Here is a 14,842-nt window from a genome sequence, read left to right on the forward strand (position 1 = left end):
CTACAATAGCCGTTCAAGGTTTTACGGGGCGGCGCGCGGATCGGGCCGCCCTTGTCGATAGAGGTAAGCGGATGTCCTGGACCGACGAACGCGTCGAGATGCTCAAACGCATGTGGAACGAGGGCCAGTCGGCCAGCCAGATCGCCAAGGAACTGGGCAACGTGACCCGCAACGCGGTGATCGGGAAGGTTCACCGCCTGGGCCTGTCGAACCGCACCGGCGGCCCGGCCGCCGGTGCGACCGAGACCAAGGCCAAACCGGCGCCGGCGCCCGAAGCGCCAGAGCCCAAGGCGGAGAAGGCCGCGCCGCAGCCGCAGGCCGCGCCGGAACCCGAAGAAGAGCCGGCGCAAGGCGCCCAGCCGCCCGAACCGGAGATGGACGCAGAGGAAAGCCCCGTCATCCCCGCGGGCCAGCCGTTGCCGCCGCAACCTTCGGCCAACGAGATCGACCCCGAGGCGCTGGCCAAGGTTTCCGAGGTGGAGAAGAAGGCGAAGAAGCTGTCGCTCATGGAACTGACCGAACGGACCTGCAAGTGGCCCGTCGGCGACCCGGCGACCGAGGACTTCTGGTTCTGCGGCCTGCCGACCCAGTCGGGCAAGCCCTACTGCGAGGCCCACGTCGGCGTGGCGTTCCAGCCCATGAGTTCACGCCGCGACCGCAAACGCTGATCGCCCCCGCGGGCGGAACCGAACCGGCGCGCGGCGGCGACTCCGCGTGGCAGGGGTGGGCGAAATATTACCAGTGCCGGCCGGCCCGTGTCGTGACCTGGCTCACTCGAACAAAGCTCACTCGAACAAACGCTTGAGTTCCTTTTCCAGCTCCTTGCCGATCTTGTCCTTCACCGCGTCCTCGGTGGACTGGCCTTCCTTGCGCTCGATCCCCAGTTCCTTTTCCACCTTTTCGCGCGCCTTCTTCTCGAGCTTCTTCTTTTCCTCGTCGAGGTTGCGCTCGATCGCGTTGCCCAGATCGGGAAGGATGCTGGGGCTGGCCCACGGCCCCTTGATGCGCACGGGCACGGCAAGCCTGCTCTTCTCGCCCTCCAGAAGCACGGGCGTGAACAGGTAGTTGATGCGCCGCTTGCCAAGGTCGATGCCGCCCTTTCCCTCGGCGCGCGACAGTGGCAGCTTCATCTCGAGGTCATCGCCGGTCATGAGCCCGTCCTTGATCTGGAACGTGGCCTTGATGCTCTCGAAGATCGTCGTGCCCCCGGAAACGTCACCGCTTCGCATGAGCTTGTCGAGATTGATACCCTCGATCTTGCCGCGACCGGTGTCGATGGCGACACTGCCATCCAGGCTGTTCATGATCGCGTGCACCGACTGGCCCACGCCGAGGAAATCGAGGCTCGCCTTGCCCCGGCCCGACAGCCGTGTGACGCCGGCGGCGTCACGCAGCAGCGGCTTGAGCTTGATGCCTTCGGCGTTCATGTCGCCCCCCACCGACAAACCCGAGCGGTTGTTGGCCACGAACTGCCCCTTGACCACCCCGCCGTAGCCGTCAAGCCGGTTCAGCTGAAAGACCGCACGCGAGCGGTCCAGCGTCATCTTCGTGCGCGTCGCGCCGAAGCGGAAATCGCCCAGTTCAAGACTGTCGGCCGAAAGCCGGACATCGGCATCGGCCAGCCCGAGCGCACTGGCGTCGATGGGCGCCTTCGACCAGCCATCCCGCGCCGCGCCCGCGTCACCTTGGCCGCCGGTGTCGCCGCCAGCGGCCAGCGCGGACAGGTCGAGCGCGCCCGCCGCAAGCTGTGCCTTGATCGTCGGCCGCTCACCATCGAAACGCAGATCCGCGTCACCCGTCAGCCGGTTGTTGTCCAGCCCGAGCGTCATTTGCCGAAGCGAAACGCGCATGTCGGGCGCGACGCTGAGCTGGCCGTCCAGGGTGATGGCCCGCCCAAGGCCCTGCGGCGGTGCCGCCCCGTCAACACCCAGTGCCGAAAGGAAAGCCGCGGTATCGCCGATGTCGGCCTGCACCCGTCCGCCCAGCTGCGGCTGGGCCCCGACCTGCCCTGCATATGACACCTGCGCGCCCGGCGCCTCGACGTCGAGCGTCAGGTCGGTCACCTTCCCGGCGATGAAATCGCCAACCCGGTCAAGGGCCCCGGAGATGCGCACCGCCTGACCCGCCGGGCGCAGCGTGGCCTCGAGCGTCGCCTCCCCCGCGTATTCGGGCCAGCGCAGGTCGAAATCCATGCCGCGCATCTCTGTGCGGGTGCCGGCGCCACGATCGGCATAGGTGACCGCCGCGCCGGTGATAAGGGCACGGTCAAGGGTCAGGGCCAGCGGGTTGGCGCCTTCCGCCACTGCCTCGGAGGTTTCGCCCGAGGGCGCCACGCCCTCGACCCCCAGTTCCCAGTTGACGCGCCCGTCGGCGGCGCGTTCCAGCAGGATCTCGGGCGCGCGCGCCTCGAGCCCGGTTATCCGCACCTCGCCGCCGATCAGCGCGGCCGGGTCGACGCCCACCTTCAGGCTTTCGGCCCGCAGCATCGGGCCGCCATCCGACCACTCAGCATTGGCGATGGTCACGGGCCCCGTGCTGATTCCCAGAACCGGGTAGAAACTCACGGTGGTGTCGCCGGACATCTCGACGGCGCGGCCGGTCATGCCTTCGATCTGGCCCGCGGCGATCCATGCGATCCGGTCGCCCGGCAGAAGCAGCAGGGATCCCGCCGCGACGACGGCGAACACGACCAAGAGACCAAGGATCCGAAAAAGCCACTTCATCGAAACGCCCCCTCGCGACTGTGCCTTCCGATTTAGGCCGGCCGCGGGCGCGCAACAAGCGTTTTCGCTTCAAGCCGGGGCGGCTGTCAGATATAGCGGCGCCATGAGCACCAATCCGCCCGACCTGCGGCCCGACATGGCCCGTGCCCGGGCCCCCGACACCCGCCGCGCCGGCCAACCGACAATCGGCATGGTCAGCCTTGGCTGCCCCAAGGCCCTTGTCGACAGCGAACGCATCCTGACCCGGCTGCGCGCCGAGGGCTATGGCATATCGTCGGACTATTCCGGGGCCGACGCGGTGATCGTGAACACCTGCGGCTTCCTGGATTCGGCCAAGGCCGAAAGCCTCGAGGCGATCGGCGAAGCCATCGCGGAAAACGGCCGCGTCATCGTCACCGGCTGCCTGGGCGCCGAGCCGGAGTATATCACCGGCGCGCACCCGAGGGTGCTGGCAGTGACCGGTCCGCACCAGTACGAACAGGTGCTCGACGCGGTCCACGACGCCGTGCCGCCCGCGCCCGACCCGTTCGTCGACCTTTTGCCGGCAAGCGGCGTGAAGTTGACGCCGCGGCACTACAGCTACCTCAAGATTTCCGAGGGCTGCAATCACGCCTGCAAGTTCTGCATCATCCCCGACATGCGCGGAAAGCTGCAATCGCGCCCGCAGCGCGCGGTGCTGCGCGAGGCGGAAAAGCTGGTGGAAAGCGGCGTGCGCGAGCTTCTGGTCATAAGCCAGGACACCTCGGCCTACGGTACCGACTGGGCGGACCGTGAAGATAGGTTTCCCATCGTGCCGCTGGCGCGCGAGCTGGGCCGGCTGGGCGCCTGGGTGCGGCTGCACTACGTCTATCCCTACCCGCATGTGCGCGAACTCGTCCCGTTGATGGGGCAGGCGGGGGAAAATGGCGGGCTGGTCCTGCCCTATCTCGACATCCCGTTCCAGCACGCGCATCCCGACACCCTCAAGCGCATGGCGCGCCCCGCGGCCGCCTCGAAAACGCTTGACGAGATCGCGGCCTGGCGCGCGATCTGCCCGGACATCGCCCTGCGCTCCACCTTCATCGTCGGCTACCCCGGCGAGACCGAGGCGGAGTTCCAGACGCTCCTGGACTGGCTCGACGAGGCGCAGCTCGACCGGGTGGGATGCTTCAAGTACGAGAACGTTGAAGGCGCGCGCTCCAACGCCCTGCCCGGCCACGTCCCCGAGGAGGTCAAGCAGGAGCGCTGGGACCGCTTCATGCAGAAGGCGCAGGCAATTTCCGAGGCGAAACTCGCCGCGAAGGTGGGCCGGCGGCTCCACGTGATCGTGGACGACGTCGACGCCGATGGCATCGCCACCTGCCGCACAATGGCCGACGCGCCCGAGATCGACGGCTGCCTTTTCATCGACGAGGGCGCCGAGCGGCTGACCCCCGGCGAGATCGTCACCGTCGAGGTCGACGAGGCGGGCGAGTACGACCTGTGGGGCGCGCTGCGCCCGTCGCCATGATCCGCAACGGGTCGGGGGCTGCAATGGCCCCGCACCGGTGTTATCTGTGTCCCATGTCGACCGCACTGGAACAGGCCCGCGACCCGGCCTACCCGGCCTACAGCCGCGCCGAACGCATTGCCGACGCGGTGGTGCATGTCTCCGGCGTGGTGGCCGCCATTGTCGGCGTGTCGCTGCTGTTCGCGCTTTGGGCCTGGCGGATGGACGGGGCGACCCTGACCGCGGCGATCGTCTATTCGGGCACGCTGGTGGTGATGCTGAGCGCCTCGGCGGCCTATCATTTGGGCGCCCACACCAGGCTGCGTCCGATCCTGCGGCGGCTCGACCATGCCGCCATCTACGTCAAGATCGCCGGCACCTTCACGCCGCTGGCCGCGATGCTGGGCAGCCTGTTCGGCTATGTCCTGCTCGGGGTCATCTGGGCGCTCGCCCTGGTCGGCGCGGCGATGAAGATTCTCACCAAGCCGGGGCGCATGACCGATGGCTGGGCCCCCTATCTTGCGCTGGGCTGGGCCGGTGTCGCGCTTTTCGTGCCGCTGACCGGCGTGCTGCCCGGGGCCAGCCTGTGGCTGATCCTCGCCGGCGGGCTGGCCTACACCGCGGGGATCGTGTTCTATCGCTGGGAACGGCTGAGGTTCTCGCTGGCCATCTGGCACGGGTTCGTGCTGGGCGGGACGGCGTGTTTCTTCGTTGGCATCACCATGGCGGCAGCGTCGGTGTAGGGCCGCGTTGGCGCAGCGGGGGCGCGCGTGTAGTCTGCCCCCGACTCGAACGGAGGCGTCCATGATCCACCTCACCACCACCTGCCCCGATCTCGACAGTGCCCGCGCACTGGCCGAGGCCGCGCTGGCCCAGCGGCTGGCCGCCTGCGCCAATGCCGCGACCGAGGTGTTGAGCCTGTTCCATTGGCAGGGCGCCGTCGAGCAGGAGCCCGAGGTGCAGATCACCTTCAAGACCACGGCCGACCTGCGCCCCGCCCTCGTGCAGCTGATCGAGGCGGAACACCCCTACGACCTGCCGGTCATCACCTGGGAAGCGGTGGAGACCACCGAGGATGCGTCCCGATGGCTGGAGTCGGAGACCCGGGGCAGCTGACCCCCGGCCCCGCGTGCGCGCCTCAGGGCACGACCTTCTGCGCCGTCTCGAGGTAGACCTCGGCCACCCCGCGCAATTTCGCCGGGTTGTCGCTTTCCGACGAAAGATGCACCTCTTCCAGCGTCACCGCCAACGCATCGGTCGTCTCGTTGATCTTCGCGAGCGCTTCCTCGATCGTGTAGGTGTACTGATGGATTTCCTCCATGTCGGCGCGCGTCAGGTCCTCGCGCTCCAGAACCTCGGCCACCTTCGCGTTGTATTCCGAGAAATTCGCGATCGCCTGTTCCAGCGTCTCCGACGGTTCGGCATGGTAGTGATCGACCTCGTCCCCGGCCAAGGCCGGCGCGGCCACAAGCAGGGCACCCAGGGCGAACGGCAGAATCGGTTTCATGTGTGCGGTTCCTTGTTTCGTGTGATTGCGTGGCTCCGGACCGGTCTGGCTGTCGATACGCAACCGATGGCTGCCGCCCTTACCCGACTTCTTTTATCAGGATTAGCGAAACGCGACAACCGCATTCTCCCTGGCCGCGCTGGACACCGAAGGGGCGCGCGATATGTCCCGTGGCGAAGGAGGTGCCGCCATGACGGGGCAAACGCGCGTACTCTACAACGGGGCCTGTCCGGTGTGCCGGGCAGAGATCGACCACTACGCCCGCTACCGCACGGCGCGCGGGCTGCCCATCGTGTTCGATGATCTTAACCGGTCCGACACCGCGGCCTGGGGCATCAGCAAGGAAGATGCCGCGCGCCGGCTTCACGTCCGCCACGAGGACAGGATCTACAGCGGTTTCCCGGCGTTCCTGTTGCTATGGCAGCAGATGCCGCGCTATCGGCCCCTGGCGAAGGTCGCGGGCCTGCCCGGGTTCCGACATGTTGCCGCGGGGCTTTATGACCGGGTGCTCGCCCCGGCGCTCTACGCCCGGCACAGGCGCCGGATGCAGCGCGGCGCGTAGGCGCCGCGATGCGGCCCTACTTTCCGCGCATGCCTTCCAGCAATTCCTTGTTCAGGCAGAAGTCCGGGGTGTGATCGGAGGTCTCGTGCCGTTCCATCCAGCGCAGGCAATCGCCCTCGCGCTCGCACTGCGCGCAGGTCACCACCGCGCCGCGGTACATGCCCGCCGCGCGGTCGGGGTGCGCGGCAATCTCCTCGGACCAGTCGACGCCCAGCCGCTGGGCCATGCGGCCCATCACGTCGGCGCGGCGTTCCATCTGTCCGATCACCTTCATGAGTCCCATCGTCTTTCTCCTTCTCATCATCTGCGTGACGCCGTCACCGCAGCGTCTCAAGTGTCTCCGCCAACCGGCAGAAGGGCGGTGCGGCATCGGCATCCGCCCCGTTGACCGCCAGCCACTGGGCGCAATTCTGCGCATGCATGCAGCAGCGGCAGCGGTCGACCATCTCCGTGTAGCCCTCGGGTGTCAGCCGGCCATCCTTCATCGCCTCCGAAAGATTCAGCCCCGTCGCGCGCGCCATCGACCGGGTCAGCCAGAAGTGCATCGCGGGATCACCGAGGTAGCGCAGTTGTGCCGTCATCTGTCCATCACCTGATCGATCTTCAGCCGGGCCAGCCGTGCCCGGTTCGCGCAGCCGTGCGGCGGCACCTCGCGGTGCGGCTCGGCGCGCAACCAGCGCGCGCAGCCGCCGGCCCATCCGCAGCCGCGGCATCGCTGCACCATTTCGGCCCAGTCCGGCCCATCCAGCGATCCGGCGTGCCGCGCGCGGACAAGGTCCGTTCCCGTCGCCCGGGCCATCCGCTTGAGCAGCCAGTAGTGGCGCCGCGGTGGGCCCAGGGGTTTCAAACGCTCGGCCGACATCCCGCTCACCCGTGCCCGCCAGCCGCGAGGCGGTCCAGCATTCGCGCGTTCCGGCACCAGTGCGGCGGGCGCCCGGCACCGGCGGCGTTCTCGGCAAGCCAGCTTTCGCAAGCCTTCGGATCGGGGCAACCGGTGCAGCGCAGGACCGCCTCGGCGATCCCGTCGGGGTCGAGATGCCCCTCCATCGTCTTCTGCTCCAGATCGACACCAACGGCTGCGGCCATGTTGTCAACCAATGCGGCGTGGCGTTTCAGAGTGGCATTCTCGGTCATCGCGGCCTCCTGGCTTGGGCCCGGCGGCCCCCGGGCAACTGCCAACAAGGCTACGCGGGCCGCCGCGGCCCAGCCTTGACCTGCATCAACCGGCCGTGTCGTCGAGATAGGCGCGCACGCAATCCTGGATCCGGCGGAAGCGGTCGCCGCCCAGTTTGCGCCCGCCGAACCAGCGGGTCACCACGATGGCGTGGTCGTGCACCCCGGCCCGTTCGAGCATGCGCAGGATGACCATGCCGGCCCCCGTTTCGCCGTCATCGCCCTTCAGCGGCGTGCCGTCCGACAACAGCACCGCCCAGCTGTTGTGGGTCGCCCGGGCGAACTTCCGGTCGCGTTTGAGCGCGGCGAGCAGTGCGTCGACCTCATCGCTCGTGGTGGCCGGCCCGCCGGAGACGGCGTATTTCGAGCCCCGGTCCCGAACGACGTCGGTGATCTGGTGCATCCCTATTGTCCCGCGGCGACGCGCCGCACGGTTTCCATCCGCCGGGCGTTGGGTGGATGGGTGCCCAGGAAGCGATCACCCGGGTCCGGGATGCGCGTGAAGAATTCGGCCCCGCGCAGCGGGTCATAGCCGGCGCGCTTGGCGATCAACGTGCCCAGGGCGTCTGCCTCGAGCTCGAAGGCCTTCGAATACTGCCGCGCACCGACGACGGCCCCCAGCTGCTGCGCGTCGCGGATGACATCCGGCCCCGCCCCCGAAAGCGTGGCGATATTGCCCAGCGCGATCGCGCCCGCGGCCGCGTTGCGCTGCTGGCGCGGGATGTGGCCGGCAATGTGGTGCGCGGTCTCGTGGCTCATGACGAAGGCCATTTCGTGCCGATTGCGCGCATCCGCGATCATGGCAAGGGTGAAGACGATCACCGGGCGGCCGCCCCGCGTGAGCGTCTGGAAGGCGTTGGACGACTGGCCGGGCCGGTCGTCCACGACGATGGCGAAATCGCAGTTGAGTCCGCGCGTGCGGGCACGGCAGACATCCTCGGCCACCGGCTCCACGGTTTCCACGACCTCGATGAACCGTGCCGCCGCCGCGTCGGCCTCGGCCCGCGACATCGGCGCGACACCGGACTCCGGTGCCGAGTCAGGCCCGGCGACCGGCGCGGCCGCGCAGCCGGCGACGACGACAAGACAGATCAGCGCGATTCCCCGCATTCCCCCCGGTCTTCCCGATAGCAGTTGCATCCCTGCCGCCACTTCTATCAAGCTTGGCCGGCGCCGCCAGCCCCGCCGTCGCGCGGGGCCGGCACGCGCGGAGACCCGCGGACCGACAGGAGGCCGGCCATGTTCTCGATCGAGCACGAATTCGATGCCACGGTCATCACCCTTGTGGACGAGGGGGCCGCGCCGCTGGCCGAGGACGTCACGATCCATGCCTTCGAGGAATGCGTGACGGTCGAGCAATACGACGCGCGCACCGATACCGTGCAGAAGGTGACCCTGACCATGCACCAGCTGCGCGACCTCGGTGCGGCGCTTGACCTGCCCGAAGGTGTCTATACGCGCACGCGCGGCAAGGGCTAGCCGAGGCGGAACACCTTGTCGCGCGCCGTCCGGCCGCGCAGCAGGGAAAGCCGCGATTTCGGCACGCCCAATGCCTTGGCCAGGAGTTTCTGAACGGCGGCGTTCGCCTTGCCATCCTCGGGCGGAGCGGTGACGTGAACGCGCAGGCCGCCCGCCTCGTCGGCCGCGATGCGATCCCGGGCGGCGCGCGGTGTCACGCGCACGGCAATCTCGGCGCCGTCGCGGGCCAAGTGCGACAGGTCGGGCGGCTTCGCCATGCGGGCGTTATCGCGCGCCACACACCCGACGGCAAGCGTGGCAGGGCTTGACCTGCGCGCGCCGCACCGCGACATGTAACGCGCCATCGCCAAAACGGACCCGCCCCATGCCCGCCCCGGACCCTGCCGCCCTGGCCTTCCTGCGCAATCGCCGCTCGCGCCCGGCCAAGACGCTCGGCCTGCCCGTGCCGACGCGCGACGCCCTTCGCCCGCTGCTGGAGGCCGCGCTGCGCACCCCCGATTACGGCAAGCTGGAGCCGTGGCGGCTGATCGTGCTGGAGCGCGGCGCGCTGCAGCGGCTGGGGGCGCTGGTGGCCGATCGCGGCGCGGCGCTGGGCCGCGACACCGATGACATCGCCAAGGCCCGCAGGGCCTTCGACGATGCCCATCTGGCCGTGGCCGTCGTCGAATCACCCGTGCCCTCGGACAAGGTGCCAGCCATCGAACAAAGCTATTCGGCCGGCGCCGTCTGCCTCGGCCTGCTCAACGCCGCCCTTGCCGCGGGCTGGGGGGCGAACTGGCTGTCGGGCTGGCCCGCGCACGACCGCGGCTTCGTCGAAACCGGCCTCGGGCTCGGCAGCACCGAGCGCGTGGCCGGCATCGTTCACATCGGCACGGAAACCGTTGTACCGCCGGATCGCCCCCGGCCAGACATGGAGGCCCGCACCACATGGCTCTCGGAATGATCCTTTCGTCCTTCTTCAAGGCGCTGGGCCAGATCGGCGACCCGGCATTCCGCCGCGTTCTGCTGCTGGGGCTCGGGCTGACCGTGGGCCTGTTCGTGGCCCTTTATGCCGTGCTCGTGTGGCTGCTGAACTGGCTGGTGGGCGATTCGGCGACGCTGCCCCTGATCGGCGAGGTCCATTGGGTCGACAACGTTCTGTCCTGGGGCAGCCTGCCGCTGATGCTGCTGCTGTCGGTGGTGCTGATGGTGCCGGTGGCCTCGGCCTTCGTCGGCATGTTCCTCGAGGACGTGGCGCAGGCGGTCGAGGACAAGCACTTCCCGCAATTGCCCCGCGTGCCGGGCGTGCCCTTCCTGGAAGGGCTGCGCGACGCGCTGAACTTTCTCGGGATCATGATCGCGGCGAACCTTGTCGCGCTGGTGCTCTACCTGCTTCTGGCCCCGGCGGCGCCGTTCATCTTCTGGGCGCTCAACGGTTACCTGCTGGGAATGGAGGCCTTCATGGTCGCCGCGATGCGCCGGGTCGGCCGGGCCGAGGCGAAGAAGATGCGCGCGCGCCACCGGCTTACGCTCTGGGCGGCCGGCACGCTGATGGCGATCCCGCTGTCGATCCCGGTGATGAACCTGGTCGTGCCCATCCTGGGCGCGGCGACCTTCACCCATATCTATCACAAGCTGGCGGCGAAGACGCGGAACTGAACCGCCGCCGCCGCGGGGCCGGCGTCGCAGCGGGGGGCGCTGCTCCCTCGGCCGCCGGCCTCACCCCCCGGGATACTTGGTGCAAGAAGAAGATCGTCACCCAGGCACGCTCAGCCTGCGCTTTCGGCTGCACCCGGCCCCATGCGCTCGAACATGTCGATGTCGCGCACCGTCACGAGGCCCGAGACGATCACGCCCGCAATGATCGCCCAGAGCACGAATGCAACGCCCGTGGTGATCCACGCCTTCCTTTTCAGGTGGTGGTGCTCGGGCGAGCCGTCGTGGGTCCCCGGCACCACCTCGCCCGCCTCGCCCTGCGTCTGGATGCGGATCGGGATGACGATCAGGAAGGTGAGAAACCAGATCACCATGAACAGGACAATGGCCGATGTGATGCCCATCAGACCTGCTCCAGCTCGATCAGGCAGCCCTGGAAATCCTTGGGATGCAGGAAAAGCACGGGCTTGCCGTGCGCGCCGATCTTGGGGTCGCCCGACCCGAGCACCCGCGCGCCGGCCGCGCTCAGCTGGTCGCGCGCCGCGGTGATGTCCTCGACCTCGTAGCAGACATGGTGGATGCCTCCCGCCGGGTTCTTGTCGAGGAACCCCCGGATCGGGCTGTCTTCGCCCAGCGGGTAGAGCAGTTCGATCTTGGTGTTGGGCAGTTCGATGAAAATCACCGTCACGCCGTGGTCGGGTTCGTCCTGCGGCGCACCGACCTTCGCGCCCAGCGCGTCGCGGTATTGCGCCGCCGCTGCCTCGAGGTCGGGAACGGCAATGGCAACATGGTTCAGGCGTCCGATCATCGGCAACTCCTTTCGACGTCTGCCTCGGGTTATGGGGCGAACGCGTCGGCGAGGCAAGCGTCACACCGACGCAACCGCACGGCTTAACCGCCCGTTAGCCACACCTGCCTAATCCTGAGTCGTACACCCCATGAGGAAAGCCGGAGGAGACCGGAAATGGACGATCTCGACCGCCCCGACCAGTGCCCGTCGCCCACCGCCACACGCCCGTTGCTCGGTCTCACCGTGCTCGTGGTGGAAGACAGCCGTTTCGCCTGCGACGCGATGCGCCTTCTATGCCTGCGCAGCGGCGCGCGCATACGCCGTGCCGATTGCATACTGTCCGCCCGGCGGCATCTGCAGGTTTACCGCCCCTCGGCGGTTGTCGTGGACATCGGCCTGCCCGACGGTTCGGGCCTCGACCTGATCTCGGAACTGGCCCGCGCGCATCCCCGGGTGGGCGCCCTGCTTGGAACAAGTGGCGACGACGGCCTGCGCGAACGTGCGCTGGCCGCCGGCGCGGACGGGTTCCTGGCCAAGCCGGTGACGCAGCTGGCGGTGTTCCAGCAGACACTGCTCGATCACATGCCCGCGGACAGGCAGCCGCCGGGGCCGCGCAAGCTGACGGAATCGACCGTGACCCCGGACATCGTGGCGTTTCGGGACGACATGGCGCACGCCGCAACCTTGCTGGACGATTGCGACCGCGATCGGACACTCGACTATGCGCTGCAGTTCATCGGTGGCGTCGCGAAAGCGGCAAACGATGGTCCCCTGCGGCGCGCCATCACCGAGACGGCGCGCGCGCGGCGGCAGGGCGAGACGCACCTTGACAAGCTCGCCCGGCTTTCGGCGATGGTCCAGGAGCGCGTGAACCGCGAGGTCGCGATCTGAAAGAACCGCGACGGCCCACGCGGCCCCGCCGGCGTCGCCCCGGCAAGGGGCGCGGCCCGCGGCACGCCACAGCGGCACCGGCCTGCGCCCGCCCGGGGCATCGTCACCTTCCCGGCATGGCACGCGCCGCAGGTTAAGCCGGACCTGCCGCGGCGCGATGCCTGTGGGTCAGGCCATCAGCCCGGGGTCTTCGCCCATCTCGAGGCCGGGAAAGACGGCGCGTTCCAGCATCGCGCGGTCCAGCCCGAACGAATGCCGCATGACCCAGGCCGCAGGGGTGCGCACATCACCGGTGGGGCGCAGGTCACGCCGGTCGTACAGATCGGCCTCGGCCAAGCCCGGCCAGTCGCCCAGCACACGGCCACCGCGCAGTGCGCCACCGGCCAGCAGCATCGCGCCCGCGGTGCCGTGATCCGTGCCGTCGGTGCCGTTGCGGCGCGCGGTGCGGCCGAATTCGGTCATGGCCAGGACCGTCGTCCGGCCCCAGGCCGGCCCCAGCCCGTCACGCAGGGTCAGGATGGCGGTCTGCAACCGGTCCAGCGCACGGTCCAGCACGCGGGACTGGTTGGCATGGGAGTCGAACCCGTTGAGCGAAAACGCCGCGACACGCGCCGGGCCGCGCAGCCGTTCGGCGGCGAACCGCGCGATGCTGTCCGGCCCCGCACCGCCGCGCGCCGCGCGCATGGTGTCCTGCATCGCCCCCATCATGCCCGCACGGTCGACCGCGCCGGCACCGGCGCGGTCGATGCGCGACAGCGCGATCGCCTCGTCCATTGCGCCGCCGAACAGCGGATCATCACGCATGACGCGCCCCAGCAACGCCTCGGCCTGCGGGCTGAGTGACAGCGCGGCATCCGGTGACCATTGCGCCACCGCGGCATCGCCGCGGGTGAGCAGCATGTCGCCCCGGCCGATGGCATAGGCCGTTTCGGCCCGCGCGCCGGGGATCACCCCCAGCATCCGGTTGAGCCAGCCGTCGCGGATGCGTCCGGCGGCATCCGGTGCGACGCCGGTCTCGAGGATGTCCTGCCCGTCGAAATGGCTGCGACCGTCCCGGTAAGGCGTTGAGACGGCGTGCACGACCGCCAGTTCCCCCGACCGCCAAAGCGGCATCAGCCCGCCCAGGCCGGGGTGCAGGGCAAAGAACCCGTCGAGATCGAGGCCATCGCGTGCTGCTTTCCGCCCCCGCAGCGCCACGAACTCGGGGTCGGCATGGGGTCGGACGGCATCGAGCCCGTCCATACCGCCCCGCAGGATGATGACGACCACCCGGTTCTCGCCAGGGGTGTCGGCCATGACCACGGGAGTTGCCAGAGGGCTGGCCGCCAGGCAACAGCCCAGCGCCGCGCCGCGTGCCAGGAATTCGCGCCGGCCCAGGGTATCGCTGCACGGCATCGTGAACTCCTCCTAGTGTCTCTGGAACGCCGGCGAGGCAAGCACGACGCCGATGCCCTCTGCCCGGCTTTCCGACGCCCGCGCGGCCGCGATCACATCGTTCGGGGCGCGCGCGCCCAACGCGACATGAACGAAATCCCGCGGATCGGGCAGCACCTTGCGCAACAGGAACGGCGCCGACATCGCCCATTGCAGCCGCGCCGCCAGCCGTTGCGGCGTGATCCAGGCCGCGTCATCCTCGGGCCAGCCGTCGGGGGCCAGCGGCCGGGCCCATTCCTGCCCCATCAGCGCGAGGGGCGTCAGAAGGGTGTCGCGCATTTCGCCCGGCCGGTCGCGGGGCAGGTGCCCCGGCACGATGTCGAGCGCGCGCAAGGCCGAACCCACGAAATCCACCGGCGCCTTCACGTTGCGCGCGACCGGATCCCAGGCGGCCGGATGCTCGAGCATCGCGGCGTACACCTGGGCGAGGTCACCGTCCGCCGCCGCGAACCGCGCCGCCATGTGCGCGACGAGGTCGGGCGCCGGTGCATCCGAAACGAAATGCACGGCCAGCTTTTTCGCGATGTGCCGGGCCGTTGCGGGGTGCGTGGCCAGATCGTCGAGCGCCGCGTGGATGTCCGAGAGCCGCCCCCCACGTCCACCGTAGCTTACCCCGAGGACGGTTTCGGCACCCGGTTCCGCCCGGTCCGCGCGGAAGACGAATCCGTCACGCGCATTGAACGTCAGCCCGGTCAGAAGCTCGGCCAGTTCGCGCACGTCCGCCTGGTCGTACGGCCCCGCGGGGCCCAGCGTATGCAACTCGAGCATCTCGCGCGCAAGGTTCTCGTTCAGCCCGCCGAGACGCCGGTTGCGCTCCGCGGCCCGGCTGTTCGGCCCGACGGAGCGATGCTGGTCGAGATACCGCAGCATCATCGGCTGCGTGGCCACGGCGCGCACCATCTCGGAAAACCGTCCGGCCACGTGCGGCCGGACCGCCTGTTCGACATGGGGCGTGTGCAACTCGCGCATCAGCGCGCCCTTGCCGACGGCCGTGAAGTGGTCGGCCCAGAAGGCTGTCAGCCTTTCGCGCAACCCGTCCTCGCCCAGCGCGCGGCGCAGCAGCATCTGCCCGGCCCATCGCGCGGCATCGCGCCGCAAACCGCGCTTGCGCCGGCGCGCATCCCGGCGCGCGGCCTCGCGGTCGCCCTCGGTGGCGGCGCGGCGCGCGGCACGGACGGCC

Annotated in this window: 22 protein-coding genes; 9 read left to right on the top strand and 13 right to left on the bottom strand. The window is 69.3% G+C overall.

The features are described 5' to 3' along the window. Window positions 1-71 precede the first annotated feature (71 nt). Window positions 72-668: a GcrA family cell cycle regulator gene (locus CEF10_RS08790; protein ID WP_101067767.1), complete on the top strand. Its 597-nt coding sequence runs from the start codon at window positions 72-74 to the stop codon at window positions 666-668. Window positions 669-785: 117 nt separating this feature from the next. On the opposite strand, the gene CEF10_RS08795 is transcribed toward CEF10_RS08790, so the two are convergent. Next, on the bottom strand, window positions 786-2,723 hold the full coding sequence (locus tag CEF10_RS08795; protein ID WP_101067768.1) for an AsmA family protein: 1,938 nt from the start codon (window positions 2,721-2,723) through the stop codon (window positions 786-788). A 103-nt stretch (window positions 2,724-2,826) separates the two neighbouring features. Between CEF10_RS08795 and rimO the strand changes: the two genes are divergently transcribed. The 3 genes from rimO to cutA all read left to right on the top strand — a co-directional run bounded on the left by rimO (window position 2,827) and on the right by cutA (window position 5,307). Beyond that, a complete protein-coding gene (gene rimO / locus CEF10_RS08800; protein WP_101067769.1) occupies window positions 2,827-4,212 on the top strand; it encodes a 30S ribosomal protein S12 methylthiotransferase RimO in 1,386 nt (461 codons plus the stop codon). Window positions 4,213-4,265: 53 nt separating this feature from the next. Beyond that, window positions 4,266-4,934 carry a PAQR family membrane homeostasis protein TrhA gene (gene trhA, locus CEF10_RS08805; RefSeq protein ID WP_101067770.1) on the top strand — a complete coding sequence of 223 codons (669 nt, stop codon included), beginning with the start codon at window positions 4,266-4,268 and terminating at the stop codon, window positions 4,932-4,934. A 61-nt stretch (window positions 4,935-4,995) separates the two neighbouring features. Then, window positions 4,996-5,307, top strand: a complete 312-nt coding sequence (gene cutA, locus CEF10_RS08810) for a divalent cation tolerance protein CutA (RefSeq protein ID WP_101067771.1) — start codon at window positions 4,996-4,998, stop codon at window positions 5,305-5,307. A 22-nt stretch (window positions 5,308-5,329) separates the two neighbouring features. On the opposite strand, the gene CEF10_RS08815 is transcribed toward cutA, so the two are convergent. Next, the gene (locus CEF10_RS08815) at window positions 5,330-5,698 is read right to left on the bottom strand and encodes a DUF6746 family protein (RefSeq protein ID WP_101067772.1); all 369 of its coding nucleotides are present in this window, start codon (window positions 5,696-5,698) and stop codon (window positions 5,330-5,332) included. Between the two features lie 190 nt (window positions 5,699-5,888). Here CEF10_RS08815 and CEF10_RS08820 point away from each other — a divergent pair, with 190 nt between their 5' ends. Beyond that, complete coding sequence (locus tag CEF10_RS08820; protein ID WP_101067773.1) at window positions 5,889-6,260, top strand: thiol-disulfide oxidoreductase DCC family protein; 372 nt, start codon at window positions 5,889-5,891, stop codon at window positions 6,258-6,260. 16 nt (window positions 6,261-6,276) lie between these two features. Here CEF10_RS08820 and CEF10_RS08825 read toward each other — a convergent pair whose 3' ends face one another. The 6 genes from CEF10_RS08825 to CEF10_RS08850 form a co-directional block, all read right to left on the bottom strand. Further along, window positions 6,277-6,543, bottom strand: a complete 267-nt coding sequence (locus tag CEF10_RS08825; protein WP_157932983.1) for a DUF6455 family protein — start codon at window positions 6,541-6,543, stop codon at window positions 6,277-6,279. 34 nt (window positions 6,544-6,577) lie between these two features. Then, window positions 6,578-6,841, bottom strand: coding sequence for a DUF6455 family protein (locus CEF10_RS08830; RefSeq protein WP_101067775.1), 264 nt, complete (start codon window positions 6,839-6,841; stop codon window positions 6,578-6,580). Then, a complete protein-coding gene (locus CEF10_RS08835; RefSeq protein WP_101067776.1) occupies window positions 6,838-7,122 on the bottom strand; it encodes a DUF6455 family protein in 285 nt (94 codons plus the stop codon). The genes CEF10_RS08830 and CEF10_RS08835 overlap by 4 nt, the downstream gene beginning before the upstream one ends. A 5-nt stretch (window positions 7,123-7,127) precedes the next feature. Next, window positions 7,128-7,394: a DUF6455 family protein gene (locus CEF10_RS08840; protein ID WP_101067777.1), complete on the bottom strand. Its 267-nt coding sequence runs from the start codon at window positions 7,392-7,394 to the stop codon at window positions 7,128-7,130. A gap of 85 nt (window positions 7,395-7,479) precedes the next feature. After that, a complete protein-coding gene (locus CEF10_RS08845) occupies window positions 7,480-7,836 on the bottom strand; it encodes a YigZ family protein (protein WP_101067778.1) in 357 nt (118 codons plus the stop codon). Window positions 7,837-7,838: 2 nt separating this feature from the next. After that, a complete protein-coding gene (locus CEF10_RS08850) occupies window positions 7,839-8,543 on the bottom strand; it encodes a M48 family metallopeptidase (RefSeq protein WP_101067779.1) in 705 nt (234 codons plus the stop codon). Between the two features lie 129 nt (window positions 8,544-8,672). Here CEF10_RS08850 and CEF10_RS08855 point away from each other — a divergent pair, with 129 nt between their 5' ends. Then, window positions 8,673-8,912, top strand: coding sequence for a hypothetical protein (locus tag CEF10_RS08855; protein ID WP_101067780.1), 240 nt, complete (start codon window positions 8,673-8,675; stop codon window positions 8,910-8,912). Here CEF10_RS08855 and CEF10_RS08860 read toward each other — a convergent pair. Further along, window positions 8,909-9,169: a DUF167 domain-containing protein gene (locus CEF10_RS08860; protein WP_101067781.1), complete on the bottom strand. Its 261-nt coding sequence runs from the start codon at window positions 9,167-9,169 to the stop codon at window positions 8,909-8,911. The two genes, CEF10_RS08855 and CEF10_RS08860, sit on opposite strands and share 4 nt — an antisense overlap. Window positions 9,170-9,276: 107 nt before the next feature. Here CEF10_RS08860 and CEF10_RS08865 point away from each other — a divergent pair, with 107 nt between their 5' ends. After that, a complete protein-coding gene (locus CEF10_RS08865) occupies window positions 9,277-9,855 on the top strand; it encodes a nitroreductase family protein (protein WP_101067782.1) in 579 nt (192 codons plus the stop codon). Then, window positions 9,852-10,550, top strand: a complete 699-nt coding sequence (locus CEF10_RS08870; RefSeq protein ID WP_198586168.1) for an EI24 domain-containing protein — start codon at window positions 9,852-9,854, stop codon at window positions 10,548-10,550. Before CEF10_RS08865 ends, CEF10_RS08870 begins: the two co-directional genes overlap by 4 nt. A gap of 110 nt (window positions 10,551-10,660) precedes the next feature. On the opposite strand, the gene CEF10_RS08875 is transcribed toward CEF10_RS08870, so the two are convergent. Both CEF10_RS08875 and mce read right to left on the bottom strand, forming a co-directional pair. Further along, window positions 10,661-10,951, bottom strand: coding sequence for a DUF1467 family protein (locus CEF10_RS08875; protein ID WP_101067784.1), 291 nt, complete (start codon window positions 10,949-10,951; stop codon window positions 10,661-10,663). After that, window positions 10,951-11,355: a methylmalonyl-CoA epimerase gene (gene mce, locus CEF10_RS08880; protein WP_101067785.1), complete on the bottom strand. Its 405-nt coding sequence runs from the start codon at window positions 11,353-11,355 to the stop codon at window positions 10,951-10,953. Before mce ends, CEF10_RS08875 begins: the two co-directional genes overlap by 1 nt. A 156-nt stretch (window positions 11,356-11,511) precedes the next feature. Here mce and CEF10_RS08885 point away from each other — a divergent pair, with 156 nt between their 5' ends. After that, on the top strand, window positions 11,512-12,228 hold the full coding sequence (locus CEF10_RS08885) for a response regulator (protein WP_101067786.1): 717 nt from the start codon (window positions 11,512-11,514) through the stop codon (window positions 12,226-12,228). Window positions 12,229-12,396: 168 nt separating this feature from the next. Here the strand turns inward: CEF10_RS08885 and CEF10_RS08890 are convergent, their stop codons facing one another. Together CEF10_RS08890 and CEF10_RS08895 are read right to left on the bottom strand one after the other, a co-directional pair. Next, window positions 12,397-13,623 carry a DUF1501 domain-containing protein gene (locus tag CEF10_RS08890; RefSeq protein WP_101067787.1) on the bottom strand — a complete coding sequence of 409 codons (1,227 nt, stop codon included), beginning with the start codon at window positions 13,621-13,623 and terminating at the stop codon, window positions 12,397-12,399. Between the two features lie 12 nt (window positions 13,624-13,635). Further along, window positions 13,636-14,842 (bottom strand): DUF1800 domain-containing protein (locus CEF10_RS08895; RefSeq protein ID WP_101067788.1); only part of this gene is annotated, 1,207 nt, incomplete at its 5' end.

Source organism: Roseovarius salinarum (assembly GCF_002834145.1).
GTDB lineage: Bacteria > Pseudomonadota > Alphaproteobacteria > Rhodobacterales > Rhodobacteraceae > Roseovarius > Roseovarius salinarum.

Excerpts from the sequence above, each read along its gene's own strand:
- CEF10_RS08790 (WP_101067767.1), top strand. The coding sequence starts at position 72 with ATGTCCTGGACCGACGAACGCGTCGAGATGCTCAAACGCATGTGGAAC.
- CEF10_RS08795 (WP_101067768.1), bottom strand. The coding sequence starts at position 2,723 with ATGAAGTGGCTTTTTCGGATCCTTGGTCTCTTGGTCGTGTTCGCCGTC.
- rimO (WP_101067769.1), top strand. The coding sequence starts at position 2,827 with ATGAGCACCAATCCGCCCGACCTGCGGCCCGACATGGCCCGTGCCCGG.
- trhA (WP_101067770.1), top strand. The coding sequence starts at position 4,266 with ATGTCGACCGCACTGGAACAGGCCCGCGACCCGGCCTACCCGGCCTAC.
- cutA (WP_101067771.1), top strand. The coding sequence starts at position 4,996 with ATGATCCACCTCACCACCACCTGCCCCGATCTCGACAGTGCCCGCGCA.
- CEF10_RS08815 (WP_101067772.1), bottom strand. The coding sequence starts at position 5,698 with ATGAAACCGATTCTGCCGTTCGCCCTGGGTGCCCTGCTTGTGGCCGCG.
- CEF10_RS08820 (WP_101067773.1), top strand. The coding sequence starts at position 5,889 with ATGACGGGGCAAACGCGCGTACTCTACAACGGGGCCTGTCCGGTGTGC.
- CEF10_RS08825 (WP_157932983.1), bottom strand. The coding sequence starts at position 6,543 with ATGGGACTCATGAAGGTGATCGGACAGATGGAACGCCGCGCCGACGTG.
- CEF10_RS08830 (WP_101067775.1), bottom strand. The coding sequence starts at position 6,841 with ATGACGGCACAACTGCGCTACCTCGGTGATCCCGCGATGCACTTCTGG.
- CEF10_RS08835 (WP_101067776.1), bottom strand. The coding sequence starts at position 7,122 with ATGTCGGCCGAGCGTTTGAAACCCCTGGGCCCACCGCGGCGCCACTAC.
- CEF10_RS08840 (WP_101067777.1), bottom strand. The coding sequence starts at position 7,394 with ATGACCGAGAATGCCACTCTGAAACGCCACGCCGCATTGGTTGACAAC.
- CEF10_RS08845 (WP_101067778.1), bottom strand. The coding sequence starts at position 7,836 with ATGCACCAGATCACCGACGTCGTTCGGGACCGGGGCTCGAAATACGCC.
- CEF10_RS08850 (WP_101067779.1), bottom strand. The coding sequence starts at position 8,543 with ATGCGGGGAATCGCGCTGATCTGTCTTGTCGTCGTCGCCGGCTGCGCG.
- CEF10_RS08855 (WP_101067780.1), top strand. The coding sequence starts at position 8,673 with ATGTTCTCGATCGAGCACGAATTCGATGCCACGGTCATCACCCTTGTG.
- CEF10_RS08860 (WP_101067781.1), bottom strand. The coding sequence starts at position 9,169 with ATGGCGAAGCCGCCCGACCTGTCGCACTTGGCCCGCGACGGCGCCGAG.
- CEF10_RS08865 (WP_101067782.1), top strand. The coding sequence starts at position 9,277 with ATGCCCGCCCCGGACCCTGCCGCCCTGGCCTTCCTGCGCAATCGCCGC.
- CEF10_RS08870 (WP_198586168.1), top strand. The coding sequence starts at position 9,852 with ATGATCCTTTCGTCCTTCTTCAAGGCGCTGGGCCAGATCGGCGACCCG.
- CEF10_RS08875 (WP_101067784.1), bottom strand. The coding sequence starts at position 10,951 with ATGGGCATCACATCGGCCATTGTCCTGTTCATGGTGATCTGGTTTCTC.
- mce (WP_101067785.1), bottom strand. The coding sequence starts at position 11,355 with ATGATCGGACGCCTGAACCATGTTGCCATTGCCGTTCCCGACCTCGAG.
- CEF10_RS08885 (WP_101067786.1), top strand. The coding sequence starts at position 11,512 with ATGGACGATCTCGACCGCCCCGACCAGTGCCCGTCGCCCACCGCCACA.
- CEF10_RS08890 (WP_101067787.1), bottom strand. The coding sequence starts at position 13,623 with ATGCCGTGCAGCGATACCCTGGGCCGGCGCGAATTCCTGGCACGCGGC.